A 26,114-nucleotide genomic window follows, 5' to 3' on the forward strand; every position below is an offset into this window, starting at 1 on the left:
GTCCTGTTTCCTATGAAAAAAATCATTGTTTTCCTTTTTATCCTTTGCACCACCTTTGCTAATGCACAAGGGAACAAACGTCTTTTCAGTAAAGACCCTATCATCAACTTAGAAAACTTTCAAAAGCAAAAATTGTATTTTGGGTTCTATATGGGTTTGAATGGTTATGACTTCAAAATTGATTACAAAAACAATATTCCTGATGTATTAGTCAAAAGAAGTACTGGCTTTAATGTAGGGCTTGTGTCAGATTTAAGAATACAAGAATACATCAACTTGAGATTCGAACCAGGATTATATTATACCAAAAGGGATTTGTATTACCCAAATAGCTATTTCCCATCTACACCTACTGCAAGTGATCGATTAAGAGAGGTAAACAGTACTTACATCCATTTCCCATTGTTGGTTAAATTTTCTGCACTACGAACGGGAAATGTAAGACCTTATTTAATAGGCGGTGGCTCACTTACGCTAAATTTATCAAGTAATTCCAAATCTTTGGACGACAATGCAGAAGGAAGATTCAGAATGAAATCATGGACGCCCAACTATGAACTAGGCTTTGGGATTGATATCTTTTCTGAGTATTTCATCTTTTCTCCATCCATTCGTGGGGTTTTCGGCATAAACGATGAATTAATAAGAGATAAAGATCCTAATAGCCCATGGACTAGCAATATTGAATCCATAAAAAGCAGGGCTATTTTTATCAACTTCACTTTTCATTAAAAACCCTACGCTTAAATTCACTCAAAACAATCGCAGTAGCGGTGGCAACATTTAGGCTTTCAGTTTGTTGTAAATTTCCAAATCGAGGGATTGTAATGCGCTTAGTAACCAGTGCTTCGATTTCTTTTGAAATTCCGTTAGCCTCGTTACCTAGGATGATAATTCCCTCATTAGTAATTTCAGAGTTATATATATCTTCTCCATCCATAAAAGTTCCATAAACGGGTAGTGATGTCGTTTCTAAAAAAGTGTTCAAGTTTAAATAGTTGACGTTTACTCTTGCAATAGAGCCCATTGTAGCCTGAACTACTTTTGGGTTGTATAAGTCAACAGTTTCTTTTGAACAAATCACTTGATTAATCCCAAACCAATCGCACAATCTCAATATCGTCCCCATATTTCCGGGATCTCGAATAGTATCTAAAGCAACTATCAATCCCTCACTTACAACAGCTCTTTCATTTGGAATTTTAAAAACAGCTAAGCAAGTATTGGGAGTAGTTAAAGCACTGATTTTTTTTAAATCGACATCAGAAATCAACGTTTTTTGCGTTGAAGCTACAGTTCTAAAATCATCAACGGTTACATATAAATGCTCCAACTCGAAATTAGAACTCAATAACTCATGAATCCCTTTTACGCCTTCGGCAATAAACAATTGATGAGCTATTCTGTATTTTTTTTGATGCAAACTCGATATAAGTTTTATTTGGTTTTTACTAACCATAAAAAAATGTACTTTTGAATTAAATTTATTAAGATCACTTGAAAAAGAATTCCACAAAAGTAGTTGCATTTCTTCTAATTGCAATAATTATTTCAGCATGTAATGCTGTAAAACGAGTTCCAGAAGGCAAATTTTTACTAACAAAAAACCAAATAGTAGTAAATAATAAAGCCATCAAGGATCAAACGGCATTCGATCAAATGTATCAAAATCCAAACGGAACTATTGGCGGATTTAGATTAAGACTAGCACTTTACAATGCTGCCAACTTAAATCCAGATTCTACTTATCAAGCTAAATTTACAAATAAACCAGGTAAATACGAAAGAAAAGCCAAGTGGTTATCTGCAAAGCAAGTAGACCGCCTTGGAGAATCATTTTACTATAAAGGCATTCATCAATTTCTAAAAAAAGTCGGAGAACCTCCTGTAATTATTGACACGATCAAGATCCAAAAAACAGTCAATCGATTAAATAATTACTATTTCAACAATGGATATTTCAACGCTAAAACCTCCTACTCTATTGATAGCGTAGGCTTTAAAAAAGCAAAAGTTAAATACAATATTGCTTTGTCAAATCCTTTTATTTTAGATACAGTCAACCACTTGATTACGTCACCAGCCTTGGACTCACTCTACAATACAACTCAAGAAAGTAGTTTTATCAAATCCGGAAAACAATATAAAACCATTGATTTTGAAGAAGAAAAAAACAGAATCACCACTTTTTTTAGAAACAACGGCGCTTATCACTTCCAACCTAACAATGTCACTTTTGACATAGATACCATTGGCAAAAAAGATAAAGCCAATGTAAAAATGATCATCAAAAATTATTCTTATCAAAAAGAAGACTCCACTTACACTGTTCCATTTAAACTTTTCAAAATAAGCGATGTGAAAATCTACACCGACTTTTCTGCAAAGACCCCTCCAGAAACCGTAACTGACAGTTCTGAATATAAAGGTTTTCATCTTTACAGTCATGGAAAACTAAAATACAAGCCATCAGCAATTACAGATGCTGTTTTCCTAACAAAAGGCTCTTATTTTGGCGACTATAAAACCGTACTTTCTAATCGTTCTTTAAACAATTTAAAAATCTTTGGCTACCCAAGTATCCAATACGAAGTAGACAAAAGAGACAGTACCGCGCAATCCCTTATAGCAAAAATATATCTTTCGCCAAGGAAAAAATTTAGCTTCGGCACCACTTTAGACTTAACCCATTCCAATATTCAAGATTTTGGAATTGGAGCTAGTGTAACCGAAACAATTAGAAATGTTTTTAACAGAGCCGAAACGTTGGAAATTGGTTTTAGAGGCAACATTGGTTCTTCAAAAGATTTTGCTAACCCCAATGATGCTTTTTTCAATGTAACTGAATACGGCATCAATTTAAAACTAAACTTCCCTAGAATTTTATTTCCTATCAACACCGATAAATTCATTCCAAAACGAATGATTCCTTATACACAAATCTCATCGGGATTTAACAAACAAAGAAATATTGGTTTAGACAAAGAAAATTTCACAGCCTTAATTACGTATAACTGGAATCCCATTCGCAACAATACCGCCAGAGTAGATCTATTAAACGTACAATTTGTAAGAAATCTAAATCCGGACAATTATTTTAATGTTTACGGTTCCTCCTACAATGCCTTAAATAAAATTGCAAAAGACTACAACACCAATACTTCTTATATAAATTCCGACAAAAATCTAATTATAAATTCTGGGACTGATGGTTTTATAGATGATGTTATAACTCTAAAAACGCCTATAAAATTCGACACCAAAGAATATAAAGAAGTATTAAGTATTGAGGAAAGAAGAGAAAGATTGACTGAAAACGACTTTATTCTAGGAACTAGTTACACTTTTACTCAAACTACTAAAAAAGACATTCAAGACAACGAATTTTATCAATTTAGAACCAAAATTGAATCTGCAGGAACTTTATTGAGCTTGATAGCCAAAGCCAGCAACTTACCCAAAAATTCATCTAGTCAATATGAAATCTTCAACCTTCCTTATTCAGAATACCTGAAACTAGAACTAGATTATATCAAACATTGGGATTTTTCTAAAGAAAACATTCTTGCTTTTAGAAGCTTCTTTGGCATTGCCCTCCCATTTGGCAATGCAGACTATGTGCCTTTTTCTAGAAGTTATTTTTCTGGAGGAACCAATGACAATAGGGCTTGGCAACCGTATAGCTTAGGTCCTGGAAGTACTGGCTCTATTCTTGATTTCAACGAAGCAAATATGAAGATTGCATTTAGCGCTGAGTACCGATTTAAAATTATTGGAAGTGTAAAAGGAGCTTTATTTGCCGATGCTGGAAACATATGGAATGTATCGGATGCAGTTACCCTAGAAAGTGCAACCTTTACAAACCTTAAAGACTTAAAAGAACTAGCGTTAGGAACTGGATTTGGATTACGATATGACCTTAGTTTCTTTGTCGTTCGATTTGACTTAGGCTTCAAAACCTACAACCCTGCTTACCCGATTGGAAACCGTTGGTTTAAAGATTTAAATTTCACAAAATCGGTCTTAAATTTTGGAATTAATTACCCGTTCTAAAGTTAGAAATGATTAATTTTGCAAACTATATATAAAAAATAGATAACTTAAAAAATAAGTAAAATGGCACACAACATAAAACCAGGAGTTGCTACTGGAGACCAAGTACAAGAGATATTTAGATATGCAAAAGAGAAAGGCTTTGCGCTTCCAGCAGTAAACGTAACTGGATCAAACACCATCAACGGAGTGTTAGAAACAGCTGCAAAATTAAATGCCCCAGTTATTATTCAATTCTCTAATGGTGGAGCACAATTCAACGCTGGAAAAGGACTTTCAAACGCTGGTGAAAAAGCAGCAATCGCTGGTGGAATCGCTGGTGCAAAACATATTCACACTTTAGCAGAAGCATACGGAGCAACTGTAATCCTACACACAGACCACTGTGCAAAAAAATTACTGCCTTGGATTGATGGTTTATTAGACGCCTCTGAAGCACACTTCGCTGCAACAGGAAAACCATTATTCTCTTCGCACATGATTGACTTATCTGAAGAACCAATCGAAGAAAACATCGAAATATGCAAAGGTTATTTAGCTCGTATGAGCAAAATGGGAATGACGCTAGAAATTGAGTTAGGCATTACAGGTGGAGAAGAAGATGGTGTAGATAATTCTGACGTAGATAGTTCAAAATTATACACTCAACCTTCTGAAGTATCTTATGCATACGAAGAATTATCAAAAGTAAGTCCACGTTTTACCATTGCAGCTTCATTTGGTAACGTTCACGGTGTTTACAAACCAGGAAACGTAAAATTAACTCCAAAAATCTTGAAAAATTCTCAAGACTATGTTCAAGAGAAATTCAACACAGAACACAACCCTGTTGACTTTGTATTCCACGGTGGTTCTGGATCTACATTAGAAGAGATCAGAGAAGCAATTGGCTATGGTGTAATTAAAATGAACATTGACACTGATTTACAGTTTGCTTTCACTGAAGGAATTCGTGATTATATGGTTAATAATTTAGAGTACTTAAAAACTCAAATTGGTAACCCAGAAGGCGCTGATGCTCCAAATAAAAAATATTATGACCCAAGAAAATGGTTAAGAGAAAGCGAAGTGACTTTTAATGCTAGATTAGAACAAGCATTTGCTGACTTAAACAATGTAAATACACTATAAAAAAGTGATTCACTTTCAATATTAAGTGTTCAGCTATCAAAACTGATAATTGAACACTTTATTGATTATTAAACAGAATACTTGATTACTGAACACTGAATACTATATAAATGGCTTGGTTTAAAAGAAAAGAAAAAGGAATTACTACCGCTACCGAAGACAAAATGGACATTCCAAAAGGGCTTTGGTACAAATCACCTACAGGAAAAATTATTGATGCTGATGAGTTAGCCCGTAACTTATATGTTAGCCCTGAAGATGATTTTCATGTTCGAATTGGTAGTGCTACCTATTTTGAAATTTTATTTGACAACAACGAATTTGTTGAATTAGATAAAAACATGACCTCGAAAGACACTTTACATTTCGTAGACACCAAAAAATATTCAGACCGTCTAAAAGATGTGATGGACAAAACACAACTCAAAGATGCTGTTAGAACTGGAGTTGGAAAATCTAAAGGTAAAGAGTTAGTAATTTGCTCTATGGATTTTGCTTTCATCGGAGGATCTATGGGAGCTGTAGTAGGAGAAAAAATTGCTAGAGGAATTGACTATGCCATCCAAAACAAATTACCTTTTGTAATGATTTCGAAATCAGGAGGTGCTCGTATGATGGAAGCCGCCTATTCATTGATGCAATTAGCCAAAACATCGGTAAAATTAGCACAATTAGCAGAAGCTGGATTACCTTACATCTCTTTATGTACAGACCCAACCACGGGAGGAACGACTGCTTCTTACGCTATGCTAGGAGACATCAACATCTCTGAACCGGGAGCCTTAATTGGATTTGCAGGACCTCGTGTAGTAAGAGATACGACAGGAAAAGATTTGCCAGAAGGTTTCCAAACCGCGGAATTTCTATTGGAACATGGTTTCTTAGATTTCATTACGCCAAGAAAAGAATTGAAAGATAAAATCAACCTATATATCGATTTGATTCAAAACAACGATATTCGATAAGTCTTTTTACTTTTTAAATACAAAAATCCCGAGAAATTCTCGGGATTTTTTTTTGTGTATCTTTATTTCAAATTTTGGAATATGAAGAATTTAATAGTTTTGATAGTTATCAATTTGCTTTACGGTTGTAATAAAAAAGAAGAAGCGGTCAAGGAAAGCAATACAATTCCAAAACCCTATATTATTTCTCAAGAAAATAAAAAAATAACGAAAGAGATAAAAAAAACAATGTACCCCCTCCATTTATTCCGAATGGGATTTCTTTAGAAAGTAACATAATAATCGACAAACAATCGAATATATACTTTTATCAAAGAAATAAAAGAGAAGTATTTTGCAACTATGGCATGGAAAACGACACAATTCCAAAATTTATTGACTTACATCCAAAAGACTTAATCAAAATACCTAAATCTTGTATTGAAAGCTTTATCAATGAAAACGTAATGACTAAAGAAAAAAGAAGACAACTTTTAATTGTAGGATCACAAAATGACACCATTAAAGATAAAAAGATCTTGTCTTTTTTATATAATATGAAGGTTCCAACATGCGTATTTAGAAGAACGACTCAAGAAGAAGATACTGTTCTTTACTACAATAAAAGGAATCTATATTATCATCATAATCAAATTAAATGGGATAAAACCAAAATTAAATTTCCAAAACAGAATCTACTAAATGGTCAACCTTCAATAAAAACTTATTTATAAACATTCCTACATTCCTGTACGAATTGCCTCAACAGGATCTAGATTAGCCGCCGATATAGCAGGCAAAATACCCGAAAGCAAACCAATAAAGGCCGCTAAACTTGTCCCTAAAAGAATATTACCAAAACCTAATACAAATTCGAAATCCAACGCATTGGTCAACACAATAGCTATAACCCAAACAAAAAACAATCCAATTAATCCACCAATTAAAGAAAGAATAATCGCCTCAAACAAAAACTGAAATAAAATAAATCGATTTTTAGCCCCCAATGATTTTTGAATTCCAATAAGATTTGTACGTTCTTTCACCGAAACAAACATAATATTGGCGATACCAAAACCTCCCACCAACAAAGAAAAACCACTAATTACCCAGCCAACAAAATTCATTTGCCCAATAATTCCATCGATGAAATCCGTAAAACCAGAAAACACATTGATGAAAAAGTTATCAATTTCTCCTGCTTTTAACCCTCGAAATGCTCTGAGTTTTTGAGTGATTTCTCCTTTATAAGCATCCATATCTACTCCTTTTTCGGGTTTAAATATGATTACATTCGTCAATCCATCGTTATTATCACCATACAATTGACGCACAAAATTCACAGGAATAAAAGCCGAAGTATCGTCTTCATCAAAAATTCCAGAGCCTTTTTTCTTTAGCACCCCAATTACTGTAAAACGTTTACCGTACAAGCGTACCGTTTTGCCAATTGGATCACTTCCTTCGAATAACGACGAAGCGACTTCATCACCTAAAACAATGACCGCAGCACCGGAGTTAGCCTCAGACTCATTGTAAAAACGTCCTTGTTCAAATTCTAACCCCTGAATATCAATAAACTCATGAGAAACAGGCACAATATTTACATCGCTGACAGTTTTAGATTCATGTTTTATGGATTCTCTTTTGGTAAAAATCTGATAACCCATTTGATCTGTATCAGTCATTACCCCTTTCATATAAACGTATTCATCATACTTCACATTTGGAAACTGCTCTCTTTTCCATTGTGGAATTTCTGAAGGACCAAAAGAAAACTTCATCAAGTAGATCGTGTTTTTATCTAAACTACTCAAATCTTTAGATATTTTTCTATCCAATGAATCTACCGCAGCCAAAACTGCAATTATTGAAAAAATACCAATAGTAACGCCCAATAAGGAAAGCAAAGTCCTTAATTTATTAGCCAATAATGCATTCATTGCAAAGCTAAAACTCTCTTTCAACAACCGAAGATAAACTAGCATAGACTTAAAAATTGTGTTAGATAAAATTCATTAAATTTAATTCAAAAACCTAATAAATATAATACTTCCATAAGTACGAATTTAAATAAAAATGTTACAGCATTTCCTGTGAATATATTTATAAAAATTAACTATTTTTGCACTTTCAAAAAAACTACTACACATGAGCACTACTAAAAAAATACAATCGGCCTTAATTTCAGTCTTTTCCAAAGATGGATTAGAGCCAATTGTTAGAAAATTACACGAACAAAATGTTGTTTTTTATTCTACTGGAGGAACCGAAGAGTACATCAAAAACTTAGGCATTCCAGTAATCGCTGTAGAAGACGTAACCTCTTATCCTTCAATCCTTGGAGGAAGAGTAAAAACGTTGCATCCAAAAGTATTTGGCGGCATCTTAAATCGTCAAGACAACGAAAGTGATGTGCAACAAATGAAGGAATTTGAAATCCCTCAAATAGATTTAGTAATTGTTGATTTGTATCCTTTTGAAAAAACGGTTGCTTCTGGCGCAAGCGAAGCAGATATTATTGAAAAAATTGATATTGGTGGTATTTCATTGATTCGTGCAGGTGCAAAGAATTTTAAAGACACCGTAATTGTTTCCTCAATGGACCAATATGGTTTATTTTTAGATATGATTACCAATCAAAATGGAAGTACTACATTAGAAGACAGAAAACTTTTGGCTACAAAAGCATTTCATGTTTCTTCTCATTATGACGGAGCCATTTTCAAATATTTCAACACCGACGAAACCATTTACAAAGAAAGCATAGCCAACGGACAAGTACTTCGTTATGGAGAAAATCCACATCAAAAAGGATTCTTTTTTGGTGATTTTGAGGCAATGTTTAATAAAATTCACGGAAAAGAGTTATCATACAATAACTTACTAGATGTAGATGCTGCCGTAAACTTAATCAATGAATTCAAAAACGATGGCCCTACATTTGCCATTTTGAAACACAATAACGCTTGTGGACTAGCAACTAGAAACAGCATTTGTGATGCTTACAATGCTGCATTAGCTTGCGACCCAACCTCTGCTTTTGGTGGCATTCTTATATCCAACACCAAAATAGATGTTGCTACAGCTACAGAAATCAACAAATTATTCTGCGAAGTTGTAATTGCTCCAGCTTATGAGGCAGAAGCTTTGACTATTTTACAAGAAAAGAAAAACAGAATCATATTGGCTCAAAATGAAGTAGCCTTAGCTGAAAGACAAGTGCGAACTTGTTTGAATGGATTATTAATTCAAGACCGAAACAACATTACAGATCAAGCATCAGATTTGAAAACTGTAACTGTAACCGCTCCAACCGAACAAGAAGTTAAAGATTTAATTTTTGCTTCAAAAGTGTGCAAAAACACCAAATCAAACACAATCGTTTTTGCAAAAAACGGCACACTTATTGCTTCGGGAACGGGTCAAACCTCTAGAGTTGATGCTTTAATGCAAGCTGTAGAAAAAGCAAAAGCATTTGGATTTAGTTTAGAAGGTGCCTCAATGGCAAGTGATGCATTCTTCCCTTTTCCAGATTGTGTAGAGTTAGCAAAAAAAGCTGGAATTACAGCTGTAATTCAACCTGGAGGATCTATTAAAGATGAGTTGAGTATCAATTATTGCAACGAAAACAATTTGGCAATGGTATTTACAGGAACGCGTCATTTTAAACATTAATTTGTTTAACTTTGTTAAATAATTTTTACAATACATAAAAACGTATGGGATTTTTTGATTTCATGACTGAGGATATCGCGATAGACCTTGGTACCGCAAACACTTTAATCATTCACAATGATAAGGTAGTTATTGACAGTCCTTCTATTGTGGCAAGAGACAGAATATCAGGCAAAATCATTGCAGTTGGTAAAGAAGCCAACATGATGCAAGGGAAAACGCATGAAAACATTAAAACGATTAGACCATTAAAAGATGGTGTAATTGCAGATTTTGATGCCTCAGAGAAAATGATCAGCATGTTCATCAAAAGCATCCCTGCTCTAAACAAAAAAATGTTTACTCCAGCTTTGCGTATGGTAATTTGCATTCCTTCTGGAATTACCGAAGTTGAAATGCGCGCGGTAAAAGAATCTTGTGAGCGAGTTAACGGAAAAGAAGTATACTTAATTCATGAACCAATGGCAGCCGCAATTGGTATCGGGATTGATATTATGCAACCAAAAGGAAACATGATTGTTGATATAGGAGGAGGTACTACCGAAATTGCTGTAATTGCTTTGGGCGGAATAGTTTGTGACAAATCTGTAAAAATTGCAGGGGATGTATTTACAAATGACATCGTTTATTACATGCGTACACAACATAACCTTTTCGTTGGAGAAAGTACCGCCGAGAAAATAAAAATCCAAATTGGTGCTGCAATAGAAGATTTAGAAAGTCCACCAGAAGACATGTCAGTACAAGGACGTGATTTATTAACAGGAAAACCAAAACAAGTAGAAGTTTCTTATCGAGAAATCGCAAAAGCACTAGACAAATCGATTCAAAGAATTGAGGATGCGGTAATGGAAACCTTATCGCAAACCCCTCCAGAGTTAGCCGCAGATATATACAACACAGGTATCTATCTCGCTGGAGGAGGTTCTATGCTAAGGGGATTAGACAAAAGAATTTCTCAAAAAACAGATTTACCTGTTTACATTGCAGAAGACCCATTGAGAGCAGTCGTACGAGGAACTGGAATGGCTTTAAAAAACATTACTAAATTTAAAAGTATCTTAATTAAGTAAGGATTTCCTGGAGTCTACCTATTAAAATAATTCACTAATAAACACATAATTATACCATTACAAAATGCAGCAAATATTTAATTTTATTTCAAGAAACAGTTATAGAATACTGTTTTTGCTGCTTTTGGGTATATCGTTAACACTTACTATTCAATTTCATTCCTTCCATAGAAGCAAAGTAATTAGCTCTGCTAATGTGGTAAGTGGTAGTGTTTATAAAGAAATAAACAACGTTAAAGAATACCTTAACCTGAGAAAAGAAAACGAAAACTTAGCGTTAGAAAATGCAATGCTAAGAAGCCTACTTTTTCAAGTTAAAGATTCCTCTTTCATGTCAAAACTAGATAGTTTTAAGGGAATAAAACCATCAGATATTGTCGTTGCGAAGGTGATTAAAAATTCCTACAACGTATATGAAAATTATCTCACTTTAGATGCAGGCAACAAACAAGGCGTAAAACCAGACATGGGAGTAATTAATAGTTTAGGAATTGTTGGCATCATAGATGACACATCCGAAAACTACGCAACGGTTGCAAGCATTTTAAACAAAAAATCAAGAATCAATGCCAAAATCAAAAAATCTAATCATTTTGGTTCTTTGATTTGGAATGGAAAAAGTACCGGCTTTGTTCAGTTGATTGATGTTCCCAGACTTGCAGCCATACATAAAGGCGACACAGTTGTTACTGGAGGTCAATCTGTAATATTTCCGGAAAACATAAATATTGGTACAATTCACAGAATTTTCCGTGATAAAGATAATCAAACAAATTTCTACACTTTAGAAATTAAACTATTCAATGACATGACCAACTTAGGTCATGTATACATCCTCAAGAGCAAAGGAAAAGAAGAGATTACAAAATTAGAAAACCAAAGAAAAAAGGATGAATAGTACATTGATTGTGAATTTTTTCCGTTTTATATTATTGTTGGCAATACAAACAATTGTCTTCAATAACATGAATTTTTATGGTTATATTAGTCCCTTTCCTTATATCCTTTTTATAATTTTATATCCTGTAAACGGTAACAAAACAGTTTTACTAGCTTCAAGTTTTATGCTTGGCTTGATTATGGACACGTTTACTAACTCAGGTGGAGTTCATGCAACGGCATGTTTGATTTTGGCCTACTACAGACCGTACATTTTTAAATTTTCATTTGGTCTTAGCTACGAATACCAAACTGTAAAATTAAATGATGTTTTAACTCCAGAACGCTTCTCTTTTTTATTGATATCCATCCTATTACATCATATTATTCTATTTACTTTAGAAGCTTTCGAATTTAGTTTTATACTAGATGTATTATTAAGAACATTACTCAGTTCAGTTTTTACATTATTGTTGTGCATTACCATCATTTACCTTATTAAGCCAAATAAACGATGAGAAAAGTCTTGTTGCCTGCTTTAATTATTATTGCAGCCGCTCTGCTTGTAATTCGAATTTTTTATCTTCAAATCATTGACGACACCTTTAAGTTGCAGTCAGAGAATAATGCAATAAAGATAAAATACGATTACCCAGAACGAGGATATATCTATGACCGTTATGGAAAACTTTTAGTAGCCAATCAAGCTTCCTATGACATCATGGTAATACCAAGGGAAATCAAAAACTTAGATACGTTAGAGTTTTGTCAACTTTTAAATATTCAAAAAGAGGATTTTATCAAAATAATAGAAAAAGCCAAAGTATATAGCCCAAGGCTTCCATCTGTATTTTTGCCACAATTGAATAAGGTTGAGTTTGCGGCTTTTCAAGAAAAGATAAGAAATTTTGAAGGTTTCTATTTTCAAAAGAGATCATTAAGAGACTATGAAGCCGATTATGGTGCAAATATTTTTGGTTTTATAACCCAAGTAAACGATAATCTAATCAAAAAAAATCCTTACTATAAAAGTGGCGACTTGATTGGAAAACAAGGTGTAGAAGAAAGCTATGAAGAAATCCTTAGAGGTGTTAAAGGAGTAACTTACACACAAAAAGACAAGTATAATCGTGAGATAGGCTCTTATAAAGAGGGACGCTATGATACAATCGCTATTCCTGGAAAAGACATTACTTTAACCATTGATGCCGAAATCCAAAAGTATGGAGAACAGTTGATGATCAATAAAAGAGGTGGAATTGTAGCCATAGAGCCAAAAACTGGAGAAATTTTGGCTTTAATTACCGCACCTACCTATGACCCTGGTATTCTAGTAGGAAGGCAACGTTCTAAAAACTACACCAAATTGTATAACGATTCTATTGCAAATCCTTTATATGATAGAGGCCTATTAGCCCAATATCCCCCAGGATCACCATTCAAAATTCTAACTGGACTTGTTGGACTGCAAGAAGGAGTGATCGATGAGAAAACAACTTTTATGTGTAATCATGGTTTTGCGTATGCCCCGGGGCGTTTTCAAAGATGTCACTGTGGTGGAGGTAGTCGTGATTTGCATGTAGGAATTTATAAATCTTGTAATGCCTATTTTTCAAATGTTTTCTTACGTACTATTGGCAAATATAAAGCACCCTATGCGGTCGATGTATGGAGTAATCACATAAAAAGTTTTGGACTAGGAGAATTTATGGGCTACGATTTACCCACAGGAAAAAGAGGAAAAATACCAAATTCAAAAACTTATAAAAAAATGTATCCAGATTGGGGATGGAGTGGCAAAACTATTATTTCGAATGCAATTGGTCAAGGCGAAGTTCTAATGACACCCATTCAATTAGCCAATATGATGGCAGCAGTTGCTAACGAAGGGTATTACTATACCCCTCACATCATTAAAAAAATTGCTGGCACAACCATTGACAAAAAATTCACTACTAAGCATGTTACTACCATAGATAAAAGCCATTTTAAACCCATCATCAGCGGATTATTTGACGTATATAATATGGGAACAGCTGCTGGTTTGAGAGTGGAAGGGATTGACATTTGTGGAAAAACTGGTACTGCTGAAAATTTTGCTAAAATTAATGGTGTTAGAACACAACTAAAAGATCACTCTATATTTGTGGCTTTTGCCCCAAAAGACAACCCAAAAATCGCTATTGCAATTATGATTGAAAATGGTGGATTTGGTTCTACCATTGCAGGACCAATAGCAAGTTTGATGATTGAAAAATATTTAAAGAAAAAAATCACTAGAACTGATCTCGAAACTAGGATATTGAATACAAGTTTGCAAAGTCAATATGCAAAATTAGGGGGATTGAATGAAGATGTAAAAAGAGAGTTACGAATTAAGGATTCTATCGCACAACTAAAGTTAAAAAAACAGAATCCTACACCAACAGTTACTGTAAAAAAAGACAGTACCAAGAAAAACTAAATCATTTGCAATAAAATGAAAAACCAAAGTATAACTAGCAATATCGACTGGATTTGTGTAATAATATATATACTACTAGTTGTTTTAGGATGGCTAAATATTTATTCCTCTTCTCTTTCCTCTGAAGAAGGAACCTCGGACAAACAATTGATATTCATATTATTTGCTATCCCATTAATCTTCACTGTACTATATGTTGATGGTAAGTTTTATGAAAAATATGCCTCGATTATCTTTGCACTTTCCTTAGTCTCACTGCTTGGTTTATTTGCGTTTGGTAAAACTATAGCTGGTCAAAGATGTTGGTATGCCATTGGCAGTTTTACTTTGCAACCCTCCGAATTTGCTAAAGCAGCCACTGCACTAGCATTATCAAAATATCTGAGTGACCCACAAATCAATCTCAAGGACTTAAATAGACAATTTCAAGCTTTAGCAATAATCTTCTTGCCTGTATTACTTATTTTACCTCAACCTGATCCTGGTAGCGCATTAGTTTATAGTATTTTTATAATAGTGCTTTATAGAGAAGGATTACCAAGTTGGTACGTTTGGACTGGATTTTCAGCTATTGCTTTATTCGTGTTAACACTAGTTTTAGAATCATATGTAGTTATTCTAATTGTGGCGTTATTACTCGTCGCTATACATTTCAAATCAAGATTAGTGGACCGAAACATTCTTAGAAGCGGCTTATTATTAGCGTTTATTTCTGGATTTGTCTTATCAGTTAATTATGTATTCGAACATGTATTCAAACAACATCATAGAGATCGTTTTAATATATTATTAGGCAAAGCAGTAGACATGAAAGGAATTGGATACAACACCAATCAATCAGAAATTGCTATTGGCTCTGGAGGATGGCTTGGAAAAGGTTTCTTAGAAGGCACTCAAACAAAAGGAGGTTTTGTACCAGAACAACATACCGATTATATTTTTACCACTGTTGGTGAAGAATGGGGCTTTTTGGGCGCTACAGTCGTGATTTCACTCTTTGTCATCCTCTTACTACGAATTATTTATTTGGCAGAGAGACAAAAGACAAAATTTAGTCGTGTCTATGGCTATTCTGTTGCTGCTATTTTATTTCTCCACTTTTTTGTGAATATTGCAATGGTAGCAGGAATTTTCCCAACTATTGGTATTCCTTTACCTTTTTTCTCATATGGAGGTTCAGGTTTATGGGGATTCACCATTCTCCTTTTTATTTTCATTAAAATGGATGCCAATAAGGTTAATGAATGGTAAATCAATTAAAACTCCAATCCTTATAGTTACTTGATTTTTCCAATTGATTTTCTAAAACATCAGGAAGTTGATAAAAAAAATCAATCCCTGTTAGTTGTTCTATTTTATCTACCGAGACCACAAACTCATACAAAGGCCTATTAGATGGATCATTGGGCATCAAAAAAGCAATCATTCGATATTTTCCATGATTTTCATCTAAAACAATTTTATAAAAATAATTGGGTACTGCTACTTTTTCTTCACCAATAGTTTTTAAATTGGATGACAGAACACCAGCTGTAACAACATATATGCCATCGTATTTTATTGCCCAATACCGTATTTTTTCTTCTAAACGATTCCATATGCCACTGTTGAATTCATGCTTTTGTGGCGAAATATTCGAAGTTAAAAAAGTTGATTCATAGGCTTTTCTATTAAACTCTCTGTCAGCTGCGGGACACAAATGCCCTTTGTCATAGCCTGATCTCTTGTAGTTGCGCCAATCGGCTGAATTTGTTCTGACTTTGTTATCTTGAACAAAATAAGGGCGTTTAAAGTTCGCATTTACTACTTGTTCTTTTTTTAATTCATAGGCCACCCACTCGGCTTGTTCATACTTTTCATTATAAGATAATGCATAAAAATCATGAAAAACGACCGTTTTGGTAGTAGATTTAGGAAGAAAATTTAGTTGCGTTTTGTTTGGCTGAAATGAATCTACAAAAGAAGCAATCTTTGAAGGCTGTACATCAAGACACGTCTTTTTTTCAACATTAATAGCTAAAAAGGAAGAAATAAAAACCAATAAAACAAAAAAATTAACATGAGTCATAATTCAAAAAAGTATAAACAAAAAAAGACTCAAAATCATCTATTCATTTTGAGTCTTTTCTTGGTATTAATATTAATTTATGATTTGACTAACTTACTATTCAAGGCTTTTGAAGGCATCGATTTTACAATAGTCTTGGGTTGCAAATCGTCAAGAATATTAAGAGCCTCTTCTACATAAATATCTTTAGACAAATTCTCATGCCATCTTTGTCTTTTTTCTTTAAGAGTAGGGTCTTTTTTGTATTCTTCTTCTTCATAAGGTAAAGAATTAAATTTCAATTGATTATTATACTCAAAAATTGACTTATATTTTTTAGCCGTTTCTTCAACACTATTTTGTACCGTTCTAAATTTATCAATATTTAAGCTATACGTATTTTCATTACTTTTGCTATCAATCCATTTAGCGTTCTCTTCGATTAATTTAAACTGAGGATTTTCGGCAATTCTTACCTTACTTTTAGCAATAGCTTTTTCAAAATCCTGAGTATCTTTCCATTGTGTGAAAGGAGCAGCATCTATTTTATCCCAAGGCATAGCATTATCAACATCACGCTCTCCCATTTTTAAATAGGCATAACGATCTGGCATTACTACATCACTACTAACTCCTTCACGCTGCGTTGACCCTCCATTAATTCTATAAAATTTCTGAGTGGTAGTTTTTAGAGCTCCCAAATCACCCACAGAACTATTACGTACAAATTGATTTAAATCAATTACATTTTGAACAGTCCCTTTCCCGTAGGTTTGCTTGCTACCGATGATAATTCCACGTTTATAATCCTGAATGGCAGCTGCTAAAATCTCTGAAGCTGATGCAGAAAAACTATTCACCATAATTACTAATGGACCATCCCACTCTATCTTAGGATCCGTATCATACAAAATTTCCTTCTTCTTACCAGAAGACTTAACTTGAACAATTGGACCTTCATGAATAAACAGACCTGCAATATCAACAACAGTTGATAGAGAACCTCCTCCGTCGTCTCTAACGTCTAAAACAATTCCATTCACTTTAGCTTCTTTCAAACGTTCCACTTCAAGGGCAATATCTTTACCTGCATCACGTCCATCACGATTTTCAAAATCAATATAGAACTTAGGTAAGTAAATTACCCCATAACGTAATCCGTTTTTCTCAACTACACTTGATTTTGCATAAGTTTCTTCAATTTCAACGATATCACGAACAATAGAAATATTTTTTATTGTCCCATCTACTTTTTTTACAGTCAAACGAACAATAGTTCCTTTTGGTCCTTTTATTTTCTTAACGACATCATCTAAGCGCATACCAACGACATCAACAGGCTCAGCACTTCCTTGACCAACTTTCAAAACAACATCACCCGCTTCTAATTGTCGACCTCTCCAAGCTGGGCCACCAGAAATTAGCTCACTAATTTCTGTAAAGTCATTTTTCTTTTGCAAACGTGCACCAATTCCCTCAAGTTTTCCGCTCATACTTACATCGAATCGCTCTTTTTCTTCAGGTGCAAAATAGCTTGTATGAGGATCGAATCGCGTCATAATTGAATTGATATAAACGGTAAACCAATCATCCCTGGTCAATTCTTTGATAAAACCAAAAGATTCATCTAAAGACTTACCAATATTGACTCTACTTTCAGCCTCTAGTTCCACAAAAGTCTTTGTTTTGATATTTTTATCTGCTTTTAAATTAGCATCCATACCCAAATCTGAGCTTAATTCATCAGCTTTTGTCGCTTCAGTAATTTCTGCGGTTTTGGTCTTATTTTCTTGCATACGCAAACGCTCTGTAATGGAAGATAAAGCAGATAACTTCATTTGCTTACGCCATCTGTCTACCAACTCTTTATTGTTTTTGGCATATGGCATTTTATCATAATCGGTATCAAAGCTTTCGTCTATCGAAAAATCATTAGGAGTTCCTAGCAATCCTTTGTAGATTTTTTTACTTTCTTCCATACGAACCATTAAACGAGAATAGGTCAACTCGAAAAAAGTCAATTCTTTATTGTTGATTTGGTCATCTAAATCCAATTCGTACTTAGCAAATTCATCGATATCTGATTGTAAGAAAAAGCGTTTAGAAGGATCTAAAGCTTGTATATAATCTTTATAAACTCCTTTAGAAAATTCATCATCCATAACCGAAGGGTCATAATGCGCTTTTTCAATTACAAAAGTCAACAACTCCAGCAGGAGTCTATCTTTTTCGGGATCCGCGGTGTTCTGCTTCGAACCATTTATTTTAAAAGCAAACAAGGCACCTGACAAGCATAATATTGCAAGTACAATTTTAAAATTCTTTTTCATATAAGTAATAATTGCATTCATCAATCAAAAGTGTAATTTATGTAAAGATAAAGCCAAGAAACATTGCCTCTTTATAAATTTTTGTTAAAGATATAAAAATGTTGACACGATTTAATTTTTATAAAAAAAGTTAACAAAAAAAAGGTTTTAGCTGCTTTTTAAGACAAAGCGCTAGTATATTTGCGCATCTTTAAATTGAAAAAATGGCATCCAAAAAACCATTAATATTAATCACCAATGATGATGGAATTTCAGCTCCTGGAATCCAAGCCTTAATTAGTGTAATGTCCCAAATTGGCAATGTAATCGTTGTAGCTCCAGATAAACCTCAGAGTGCGATGGGACATGCTATCACCATCAACAGCACTTTGTATTTGAATAAACTTTCGAAAGAGGGCAATGCCATCACACAATACAGCTGTTCTGGAACTCCAGTAGATTGTGTGAAGATGGCAACTAATGAAATTATGAAACAAAAACCAGATTTGTGTGTTTCAGGCATCAATCATGGATCTAATTCATCCATTAATGTCATTTATTCAGGAACAATGAGCGCGGCTGTTGAAGCTGGTATCGAAGGTATTCCTGCCATTGGATTTTCGCTTTTGGATTATAATTGGGATGCTGATTTTTCGCCGACTTTGTCTTTCGTAAAAAAAATAGCACTCGAAACTCTAGAGAAAGGGCTTCCCGCTGGAGTCGTTTTGAATGTGAATTTCCCAAAATTAGAAGAGAAAGAAATTAAAGGCATCAAAATTTGTCGACAAGCCAAAGCACAGTGGGTGGAAAAATTCGACAAAAGAAAAACACCTTTCGGAAAAGAATACTATTGGTTAAGTGGTGAATTCGTTAACCAAGATAAAGGAGAAGACACCGATGAGTGGGCTTTAGAAAATGGATACATTTCGGTAGTCCCTGTTCAATTTGACTTGACAGCACATCACACAATACAACAACTCAACACTTGGAATTGGAATGAATAAGATAGATTTATTATACGGTTTCCTTATTGGATTAATTGCCTCATTGCTTGGCTCTTTTTTGTTTATGACTTTTTTTACGGATTATGAATTCATTGAAGGAGTCGGAATATTAAAATCACAAGGCTACTTAGGAAAACTAATCACGGTTGGCTCATTGTTAGATTTGGCAGCATTTGGGATTTTACTAAAAATGAATAAAGAACTTATGGCAAGAGGTGTGGTCTTAGCTGTTTTCGTTTTAACGATAATTACTTTGTTTTATATGTAGTCGAAATTATTTCAATTTCAAAATGATTAGGACTAAATAAAGAAGAGAAACACTATTAAATTATTTTTTCATTATTTCTAAAGTTTATCAAGGAAGAAGTAAATTATTTGATTTAAATTTATGTTATACAATAATTTACGTTCAACTAAAACATCAAAATATGAAAACTTTTATTATCGTTAAACCGTTTATAAAAAAAGCACTAGTATTATCTGTCTTTTTTATGTTCACTTTGACATATTCTCAATCAGCTCCTAAAAAGAATGATATCACACCAATCGATTCAGCTTATTTTGCTAAAGATCGATTGAAAGGTAAAGTTGTAATAATTACTGGTGGGGCAAGAGGAATTGGTCGCTCAACAGCCATTAGAGCCGCAAAAGAAGGAGCATCAGTAGTAATTGCTGATTGGTTAGAAAAAGAAGGTAATGCGACAGCAAAAACTATTGAAGCTAATGGAGGAAAAGTATTATTTATAAAAACAGATATTCGAAGTACAGAGGATTGTAATAAATTAGTGGCTGAAACTATCAAAAAATTTGGGAAATTAGACGGAGCGGTTTTGAATGCAGGAGTTATGGACGGTATACATTCTGGTGATCCTTTGGATTATGACAAACAAAAAGCTTTGTTACCTTCGGCTGTAGATACAGCAACGGATGAATATTGGGATTTTGTTTTTGACGTCAATGCTACAGGTACTTTCAAATCGATGCGTTCCGTTTTGAAACAATTACTTAAAGAAGGAAAAGGTGGTGCACTTGTGACTGTAGGTTCCATTGCAGGATTAACAGGACTAGCCGGAAATACAGCCTATGTAGCAAGTAAATATGCCGTAAATGGGTTAACAAAAAGTGCTGCTATTGATTATGCACCATTTGGAATTCGAGTGAACTCAGTAAACATGGCAGCAACCAAAACACCAATGACTGATAAAGCCTTTGAGTTTGTAAAAGAAGTAAAAAAAAGAGGAATTACCGGAATGGGTGGTGCCAAAACCGAAAGTTTATTGATGCTAAACGACAGCAAGCACAGAATGTCTACTCCCTGGGAACAAGCATCAGTAATTTTATTTTTACTTTCAGATGAAGCTTCTAATTTGACTGGAGGAACTTACGCAACTGATGGAGGATGGACTGCTTATTAACCCAAAACTCTATCGTGAAAAATATTGGCTTACTATTCCTATTCTTGTTTTTAGGAATAAATACAGTTTTTGCTCAGGAAAGCGGGAATTATTTAGAAGGAGAAAATATTCAATCTGTTTTTATTGAATTTGAGAATCCATTAGAGGACGCTCAAAAACAAAGTAGTTTGTTAGCAAAAATCAATATGCTATTTCCTGTCTATCCACAAACCACTGTAAGAACCATCTTATTGGATGCCTATTCTGCCAAAGTAAAACAACTACCCGAAGTAGAGAATACCTTTTATGAACTGCGACCATCCCTAACAGGAGATATTACGGTAACTTTAAAAATAAAACTAAGCGATACATTAAAGGATAAGCCTGCCAAGAGTGGTGCACTTATTGGCGGAAAGGATTTTCCAATTTTATATATGGATAACAAATCTTTGTTGACTTCAAGAATAGCAATGGCTGAAATGTTGTATTCAAACAACAATTCTTGGTACGGTCGAGACGATGCAATGCTTAATGGAAACCCTTTGGTCGATGGCCCTGCTGGAAAAGGATATACAGGTTGGGCAGAAGGATGGGCATCAGCAGGTATATATGGAATTACTACTCTATCAAACAAGAGCAACGTTTATCTATACGGTGGTGCAAATCTCATTATGAGTGGAACAGCGGGTAGAGAATTATTTACAGATGAATCAAGAATTCACACCGCCTTCGATGATGCTTATGTTGGCTTTTTTGGAGTTAAATCTTTTTCAAATGGTAATTTATTGAGTTATAACTTTTCCGTTGGAAGACAGCAATTTACCATTGGGAACGGTTTTATTATTCGAAATACAGCTTCAAATGGAGGAAATAGAGCCGGTTTACAACTCAATCCAAGATGGGCAGCAGATTATTTAGGCTTAGCGACTATTAAGTACAATAATTTAATGTTACAAGTTTTTCAAATCAATCCTGATGAATTACCTATTATAGATTCACGAACAGTGATGAATGGTTTCAATACAGAATATGGCATTAACTTAGGTCATAAAGTTGGTTTTACTTATTTGAATGTTTCTCGTTCAGATTTTGGTTATTATACACCTACTGGTGATGTATTTAGACGCAACGGTCTTAATCTCTATAACATCAGATATTATAAAAATTTGACCCAAGGAAAAGCAGGACTTTTAATTAAAACTGAAGTAGCTCACGAAACCAATTCTAATTTCAAAATGTCAGCTTTTGCAGGCTATGGAGAAATAGGATGGAGTTTCGCAAAAGCTAAAGCCTCACCAACCTTTATGTATCGCTTTTCATATTTTTCTGGAGACGATCCTAATACAACAACATTCGAAAGATGGGATCCATTGTTAACTGGCGGAAATGGAGAAGATTGGGTATTGGGTGCCAATCATTTTAAAATTGTGCAAAACAGCAATTTAATTGCTCATAAAATTCAAGCTAGTTTGAGAGTAAGCAAAAAAATTGAATTAGTTCCCCAATATTTTTATTTTAAGGCGGCCAATAACAACAATGTAGGAGGAAATCCAGCATTGAGTTATATGCCACAAAAAGCATACGGACAAGAAGTCAATCTCACCTGGAAATATTTTCATTCTAGAAAATGGTATTTTCACGGACATTTTGCGCAAACGATTCCAGGTGCCGGGGTAAAGGAAGCTCTTGGAGGGGATGCCAATTCATGGTTTAGCGCTATGCTATTTTTTAGGTATTCATTGAATTAAAAATTTAAATTCTGCAGCAGAAATTGCTTATTTGAATCCGTAACAACTAACAAGAGGCAAAGTGTTTTTATTACCTTTGCCTTTTGTTATTAAGTCCAGTTTTTTTAGAGTTAAAGAATTTTGACAAAATTTCTAAAAAAAACGAACAACATCAGGAGCTTGGTCATTAAAAAAACTTAGAATCAACTATTTATGAAATACTACATTATTGCTGGAGAAGCCTCAGGAGATTTGCACGGTTCTAACTTGATGAAATCAATTTACCAGGAAGATTCAACTGCCGAAATTCGTTTTTGGGGTGGCGACTTAATGCAAAAAGTAGGTGGCACCTTAGTGAAGCACTACCGCGATTTAGCCTTTATGGGATTTGCAGAAGTCGTTATGAATTTAAAAACCATTCTCAACAACATCAAAATTTGCAAAACTGATATTCTAGCCTTTCAACCTGATGTCATCGTTTTTATAGACTATCCTGGTTTTAACTTAAGAATTGCTAAATGGTCAAAAGCCTTAGGGTTCAAAAATCACTATTATATTTCTCCACAAATTTGGGCTTGGAAAGAAAGCAGAATAAAGGAAATCAAGCGAGATATTGATAAAATGTATGTGATTCTTCCGTTTGAAAAAACATTTTACGAAGACAAGCATCATTTTCCAGTTTCATTTGTAGGCCATCCGCTTATAGATGCCATACAAGCGCATCCAGTAATCGATGATGCTACTTTTAGAAAAGAAAACCAATTGAACGATTTACCAATTATTGCGCTATTGCCAGGTAGCCGCAAACAAGAAATCACCAAAATGCTCAGTGTTATGCTGAGCGTAGCCGATGATTTTAAAAGTTATCAATTTGTAATCGCTGGAGCGCCAAGTCAGGAATATTCTTTTTACCAACAATTCATCACTTCAGATAACATTAAATTTTTATCGAACAAAACCTATGATTTGTTGCAACACGCTACTGCAGCCCTTGTTACCTCAGGAACAGCAACACTTGAAACCGCATTGTTTAAAGTACCTGAAGTTGTTTGTTACAAAGGAAATTGGATTTCGTACCAAATAGCCAAACGTATTATCACACTAAAATACATTTCGCTTGTCAACTTGATTATGGACAAAGAGGTGGTTACTGAGTTGATTCAAGACGATTGCAACACCAAACGTATTGCATCAGAATTACAAAAAATTCTAGACCCAGAGCATCGAAAAGCTGTACTAGAAAACTATACTATCCTTGAAGAAAAATTGGGAGGAAAAGGAGCAAGTAGTGTTACCGCGAAATTAATTGTAGCCGACTTAAAATAATTTAACAAGCACTATTTCTTACTAAAATTTGTATTTTAGTACCATGAATGTGTTACAATTCCCACTTATTAAAATTACAATTGGATTTATAATAGGCATCATTTCAGCTTATTACATAAGTACATCCGCAAATTTTGCATTTGTGTTTATACTAATTGCGTTTGCAATTGTACTTCTAGTATATAAATTCACAACTACTACAAAGAAAAACTTAGTATTTGAAACCTCAATTCTATTGCTTTCATTTGCTGTAGGAATTGGTATTTTAGTAACTCATACTGATAGTAATCGTAAAAACAATTATTCAAATCATCCGACAGTTTACGAAAAAGCAAATTGGATAGAAGTTGTTGTCAGAGAGAAACTCAAAAGTTCACCTCAAAACAATAGATATATTGCTTATGTTCAAAAGATAAACAATCAAAGTCTCGAAGGCAAAATTTTAATTACAATACCAAAGACCAACAAAACCAAAAAAGTTGTAGTTGGGCATAGACTAAGATTTAAGACAAAATTGATAAACACTGAAAAGCCTAAAAACCCCAATCAGTTTGATTACTCGGCTTATCTCAAAAACAAACAAATCTTCGCGCAAGTATACATTGAGCCTGAAGACATTCTCTATCGTAAAACCCTTTTAAAAGACATTTGGTATTATAGCGCTACTTTAAGAAACACCATTGTGACTCATCTTGAACAAAGTGGGTTTGACAAAAAAGCTTTGCCAGTAGCGATGGCATTACTATTGGGGCAACAACAAGATATAGACCCCAACATTACAAAGGATTATCAATACGCGGGTGCAGTACATATACTTTCGGTTTCTGGATTACATATTGGCTTTATAGTACTGTTTATCAATTTTTTGATGCGCCCCATACCCAATACCCAAAAAGGAAGATTCCTTAAGCTATCCATCTCTTTACTAAGCTTAGCACTTTTTGGTATTTTAGCAGGATTGGCCCCCTCTGTTGTTCGTTCTATCACTATGTTTTCTTTTGTTGCCTTAGGACACTATTGGAGACGAAGCACGAATATTTATCATACTCTAGTTGTTTCAATATTTTTAATACTATTGTTTCAACCCTATTTTCTATTCGATGTAGGCTTTCAATTGAGTTATGCGGCTTTGTTTTTTATTGTTTGGCTGCAACCAATGTTGGCAAATTACTGGACACCTAAAAACAAAATTCTACAATTCTTCTGGGATATTATTACGGTTTCTTTTGCCGCGCAACTAGGAACATTACCGTTAAGTGTTTATTATTTTCATCAATTCCCTGGGTTATTTTTTGTAACCAATCTATTAGTGTTACCGCTATTAAGTGTCATAATGCTTCTTGGGGTAATCGTAATGACAATAGCTTCTTTTTCAGCCTTGCCTATTTGGTGTATCAAACCTTTAGAATGGGGTATTTCAGTAATGAATTCAATAATTCATTGGGTCGCTTCGTTTGAAAGCTTCATTTTTACCAATATTCCAAGTACGTTTAACTTAATGCTTGCCTCCTACTTCTTTCTAATTGCGATGGTTTTATGGTGGAAGAAAAACTCTTTTACTAGAATTACTTTCTTCTTGTCATCAATAATCATTTTTCAACTGGTTCTAATCAAAAACAAACTAGAATTTGGTAACAGCAAAGAGTGGGTTGTACTGAATGCTTCGAAAAAAACGATTATTTGTCAACGAATAGGAAATGAAATAGAAGTCATTTCGAATGGCCTTCAAAGTGAAGAAACTCAAAAAAATATGACCTTACAAAATTATGCAACAGGGACATTTAGTACAATTACAAAACAAAGTATCTTAAAAAATGTAGCCTATTTTAACGGAAATCGCATTCTTATTTTAGACAGTAGCAGTGTCTATTTTCCAAATAAAGCAACAGATATTTTACTACTAACAGCATCACCAAAAGTAAATTTAGAACGCATCATAAAAACCAATAAGCCAAAGATGGTCGTGGCAGATGCTTCCAATTACAAATCATTGGTAACCTTATGGGAACAAACCTGTAATCAACAAAATATCCCTTTCCACTCAACTCGTGAAAAGGGATATTTTTACATCAAAGAGTAATGCTA

Annotated in this window: 22 protein-coding genes; 18 read left to right on the plus strand and 4 right to left on the minus strand. The window is 34.0% G+C overall.

Going from position 1 to position 26,114, the window contains the following annotated elements; all coding sequences use genetic code 11:
- Positions 1 to 12 precede the first annotated feature (12 nt).
- Entirely contained in the window at positions 13 to 732 is a 720-nt protein-coding gene (porT, locus tag WFZ86_RS05520; protein WP_342691009.1) for a type IX secretion/gliding motility protein PorT/SprT, read from the plus strand.
- On the opposite strand, the gene WFZ86_RS05525 is transcribed toward porT, so the two are convergent.
- Positions 719 to 1,459 carry a TrmH family RNA methyltransferase gene (locus tag WFZ86_RS05525; RefSeq protein ID WP_342691010.1) on the minus strand — a complete coding sequence of 247 codons (741 nt, stop codon included), beginning with the start codon at positions 1,457 to 1,459 and terminating at the stop codon, positions 719 to 721. The two genes, porT and WFZ86_RS05525, sit on opposite strands and share 14 nt — an antisense overlap.
- A 38-nt stretch (positions 1,460 to 1,497) precedes the next feature.
- Here WFZ86_RS05525 and tamL point away from each other — a divergent pair, with 38 nt between their 5' ends.
- The 5 genes from tamL (at position 1,498) to WFZ86_RS05550 (ending at position 6,862) form a co-directional block, all read left to right on the plus strand.
- Positions 1,498 to 4,053 (plus strand): translocation and assembly module lipoprotein TamL, encoded by a 2,556-nt coding sequence (gene tamL / locus WFZ86_RS05530; RefSeq protein WP_342691011.1) that lies wholly within the window; start codon positions 1,498 to 1,500, stop codon positions 4,051 to 4,053.
- A gap of 63 nt (positions 4,054 to 4,116) precedes the next feature.
- Positions 4,117 to 5,184, plus strand: a complete 1,068-nt coding sequence (fbaA, locus tag WFZ86_RS05535; protein WP_342691012.1) for a class II fructose-bisphosphate aldolase — start codon at positions 4,117 to 4,119, stop codon at positions 5,182 to 5,184.
- 110 nt (positions 5,185 to 5,294) lie between these two features.
- A complete protein-coding gene (gene accD / locus WFZ86_RS05540; protein WP_342691013.1) occupies positions 5,295 to 6,149 on the plus strand; it encodes an acetyl-CoA carboxylase, carboxyltransferase subunit beta in 855 nt (284 codons plus the stop codon).
- A gap of 81 nt (positions 6,150 to 6,230) precedes the next feature.
- Entirely contained in the window at positions 6,231 to 6,416 is a 186-nt protein-coding gene (locus WFZ86_RS05545) for a hypothetical protein (protein ID WP_342691014.1), read from the plus strand.
- Between the two features lie 80 nt (positions 6,417 to 6,496).
- A complete protein-coding gene (locus WFZ86_RS05550) occupies positions 6,497 to 6,862 on the plus strand; it encodes a hypothetical protein (protein ID WP_342691015.1) in 366 nt (121 codons plus the stop codon).
- 6 nt (positions 6,863 to 6,868) lie between these two features.
- Here WFZ86_RS05550 and WFZ86_RS05555 read toward each other — a convergent pair whose 3' ends face one another.
- Complete coding sequence (locus WFZ86_RS05555) at positions 6,869 to 8,116, minus strand: ABC transporter permease (RefSeq protein WP_342691016.1); 1,248 nt, start codon at positions 8,114 to 8,116, stop codon at positions 6,869 to 6,871.
- Positions 8,117 to 8,279: 163 nt separating this feature from the next.
- On the opposite strand from WFZ86_RS05555, the gene purH reads away from it, so the two are divergent.
- The 6 genes from purH (at position 8,280) to rodA (ending at position 15,473) form a co-directional block, all read left to right on the plus strand.
- A complete protein-coding gene (gene purH / locus WFZ86_RS05560; protein ID WP_342691017.1) occupies positions 8,280 to 9,806 on the plus strand; it encodes a bifunctional phosphoribosylaminoimidazolecarboxamide formyltransferase/IMP cyclohydrolase in 1,527 nt (508 codons plus the stop codon).
- A gap of 44 nt (positions 9,807 to 9,850) precedes the next feature.
- A complete protein-coding gene (locus WFZ86_RS05565) occupies positions 9,851 to 10,879 on the plus strand; it encodes a rod shape-determining protein (RefSeq protein WP_342691018.1) in 1,029 nt (342 codons plus the stop codon).
- A 64-nt stretch (positions 10,880 to 10,943) separates the two neighbouring features.
- Positions 10,944 to 11,777 (plus strand): rod shape-determining protein MreC, encoded by an 834-nt coding sequence (mreC, locus tag WFZ86_RS05570; RefSeq protein WP_342691019.1) that lies wholly within the window; start codon positions 10,944 to 10,946, stop codon positions 11,775 to 11,777.
- Entirely contained in the window at positions 11,770 to 12,276 is a 507-nt protein-coding gene (locus tag WFZ86_RS05575) for a rod shape-determining protein MreD (protein WP_342691020.1), read from the plus strand. The genes mreC and WFZ86_RS05575 overlap by 8 nt, the downstream gene beginning before the upstream one ends.
- A complete protein-coding gene (gene mrdA / locus WFZ86_RS05580) occupies positions 12,273 to 14,222 on the plus strand; it encodes a penicillin-binding protein 2 (protein WP_342691021.1) in 1,950 nt (649 codons plus the stop codon). The genes WFZ86_RS05575 and mrdA overlap by 4 nt, the downstream gene beginning before the upstream one ends.
- A 15-nt stretch (positions 14,223 to 14,237) precedes the next feature.
- Positions 14,238 to 15,473 (plus strand): rod shape-determining protein RodA, encoded by a 1,236-nt coding sequence (gene rodA / locus WFZ86_RS05585; RefSeq protein ID WP_342691022.1) that lies wholly within the window; start codon positions 14,238 to 14,240, stop codon positions 15,471 to 15,473.
- A gap of 1 nt (position 15,474) precedes the next feature.
- Here the strand turns inward: rodA and WFZ86_RS05590 are convergent, their stop codons facing one another.
- Together WFZ86_RS05590 and WFZ86_RS05595 are read right to left on the minus strand one after the other, a co-directional pair.
- Positions 15,475 to 16,290 (minus strand): DNA/RNA non-specific endonuclease, encoded by an 816-nt coding sequence (locus WFZ86_RS05590; protein ID WP_342691023.1) that lies wholly within the window; start codon positions 16,288 to 16,290, stop codon positions 15,475 to 15,477.
- Between the two features lie 77 nt (positions 16,291 to 16,367).
- A complete protein-coding gene (locus WFZ86_RS05595) occupies positions 16,368 to 18,620 on the minus strand; it encodes a carboxy terminal-processing peptidase (protein WP_342691024.1) in 2,253 nt (750 codons plus the stop codon).
- 182 nt (positions 18,621 to 18,802) lie between these two features.
- Here WFZ86_RS05595 and surE point away from each other — a divergent pair, with 182 nt between their 5' ends.
- The 6 genes from surE to WFZ86_RS05625 all read left to right on the plus strand — a co-directional run bounded on the left by surE (position 18,803) and on the right by WFZ86_RS05625 (position 26,109).
- On the plus strand, positions 18,803 to 19,582 hold the full coding sequence (surE, locus tag WFZ86_RS05600) for a 5'/3'-nucleotidase SurE (protein WP_342691025.1): 780 nt from the start codon (positions 18,803 to 18,805) through the stop codon (positions 19,580 to 19,582).
- A complete protein-coding gene (locus WFZ86_RS05605; RefSeq protein WP_342691026.1) occupies positions 19,575 to 19,850 on the plus strand; it encodes a hypothetical protein in 276 nt (91 codons plus the stop codon). The genes surE and WFZ86_RS05605 overlap by 8 nt, the downstream gene beginning before the upstream one ends.
- Before the next feature lie 160 nt (positions 19,851 to 20,010).
- Positions 20,011 to 20,997, plus strand: coding sequence for an SDR family NAD(P)-dependent oxidoreductase (locus WFZ86_RS05610; RefSeq protein ID WP_342691027.1), 987 nt, complete (start codon positions 20,011 to 20,013; stop codon positions 20,995 to 20,997).
- Between the two features lie 14 nt (positions 20,998 to 21,011).
- Positions 21,012 to 22,724, plus strand: coding sequence for a hypothetical protein (locus tag WFZ86_RS05615; RefSeq protein ID WP_342691028.1), 1,713 nt, complete (start codon positions 21,012 to 21,014; stop codon positions 22,722 to 22,724).
- 192 nt (positions 22,725 to 22,916) lie between these two features.
- Positions 22,917 to 24,029 carry a lipid-A-disaccharide synthase gene (gene lpxB, locus WFZ86_RS05620; RefSeq protein WP_342691029.1) on the plus strand — a complete coding sequence of 371 codons (1,113 nt, stop codon included), beginning with the start codon at positions 22,917 to 22,919 and terminating at the stop codon, positions 24,027 to 24,029.
- 43 nt (positions 24,030 to 24,072) lie between these two features.
- Positions 24,073 to 26,109 carry a ComEC/Rec2 family competence protein gene (locus WFZ86_RS05625; RefSeq protein WP_342691178.1) on the plus strand — a complete coding sequence of 679 codons (2,037 nt, stop codon included), beginning with the start codon at positions 24,073 to 24,075 and terminating at the stop codon, positions 26,107 to 26,109.
- Positions 26,110 to 26,114: the final 5 nt, after the last annotated feature.

This window comes from Flavobacterium polysaccharolyticum (assembly GCF_038739875.1).
In the GTDB taxonomy this organism is placed as follows: domain Bacteria; phylum Bacteroidota; class Bacteroidia; order Flavobacteriales; family Flavobacteriaceae; genus Flavobacterium; species Flavobacterium polysaccharolyticum.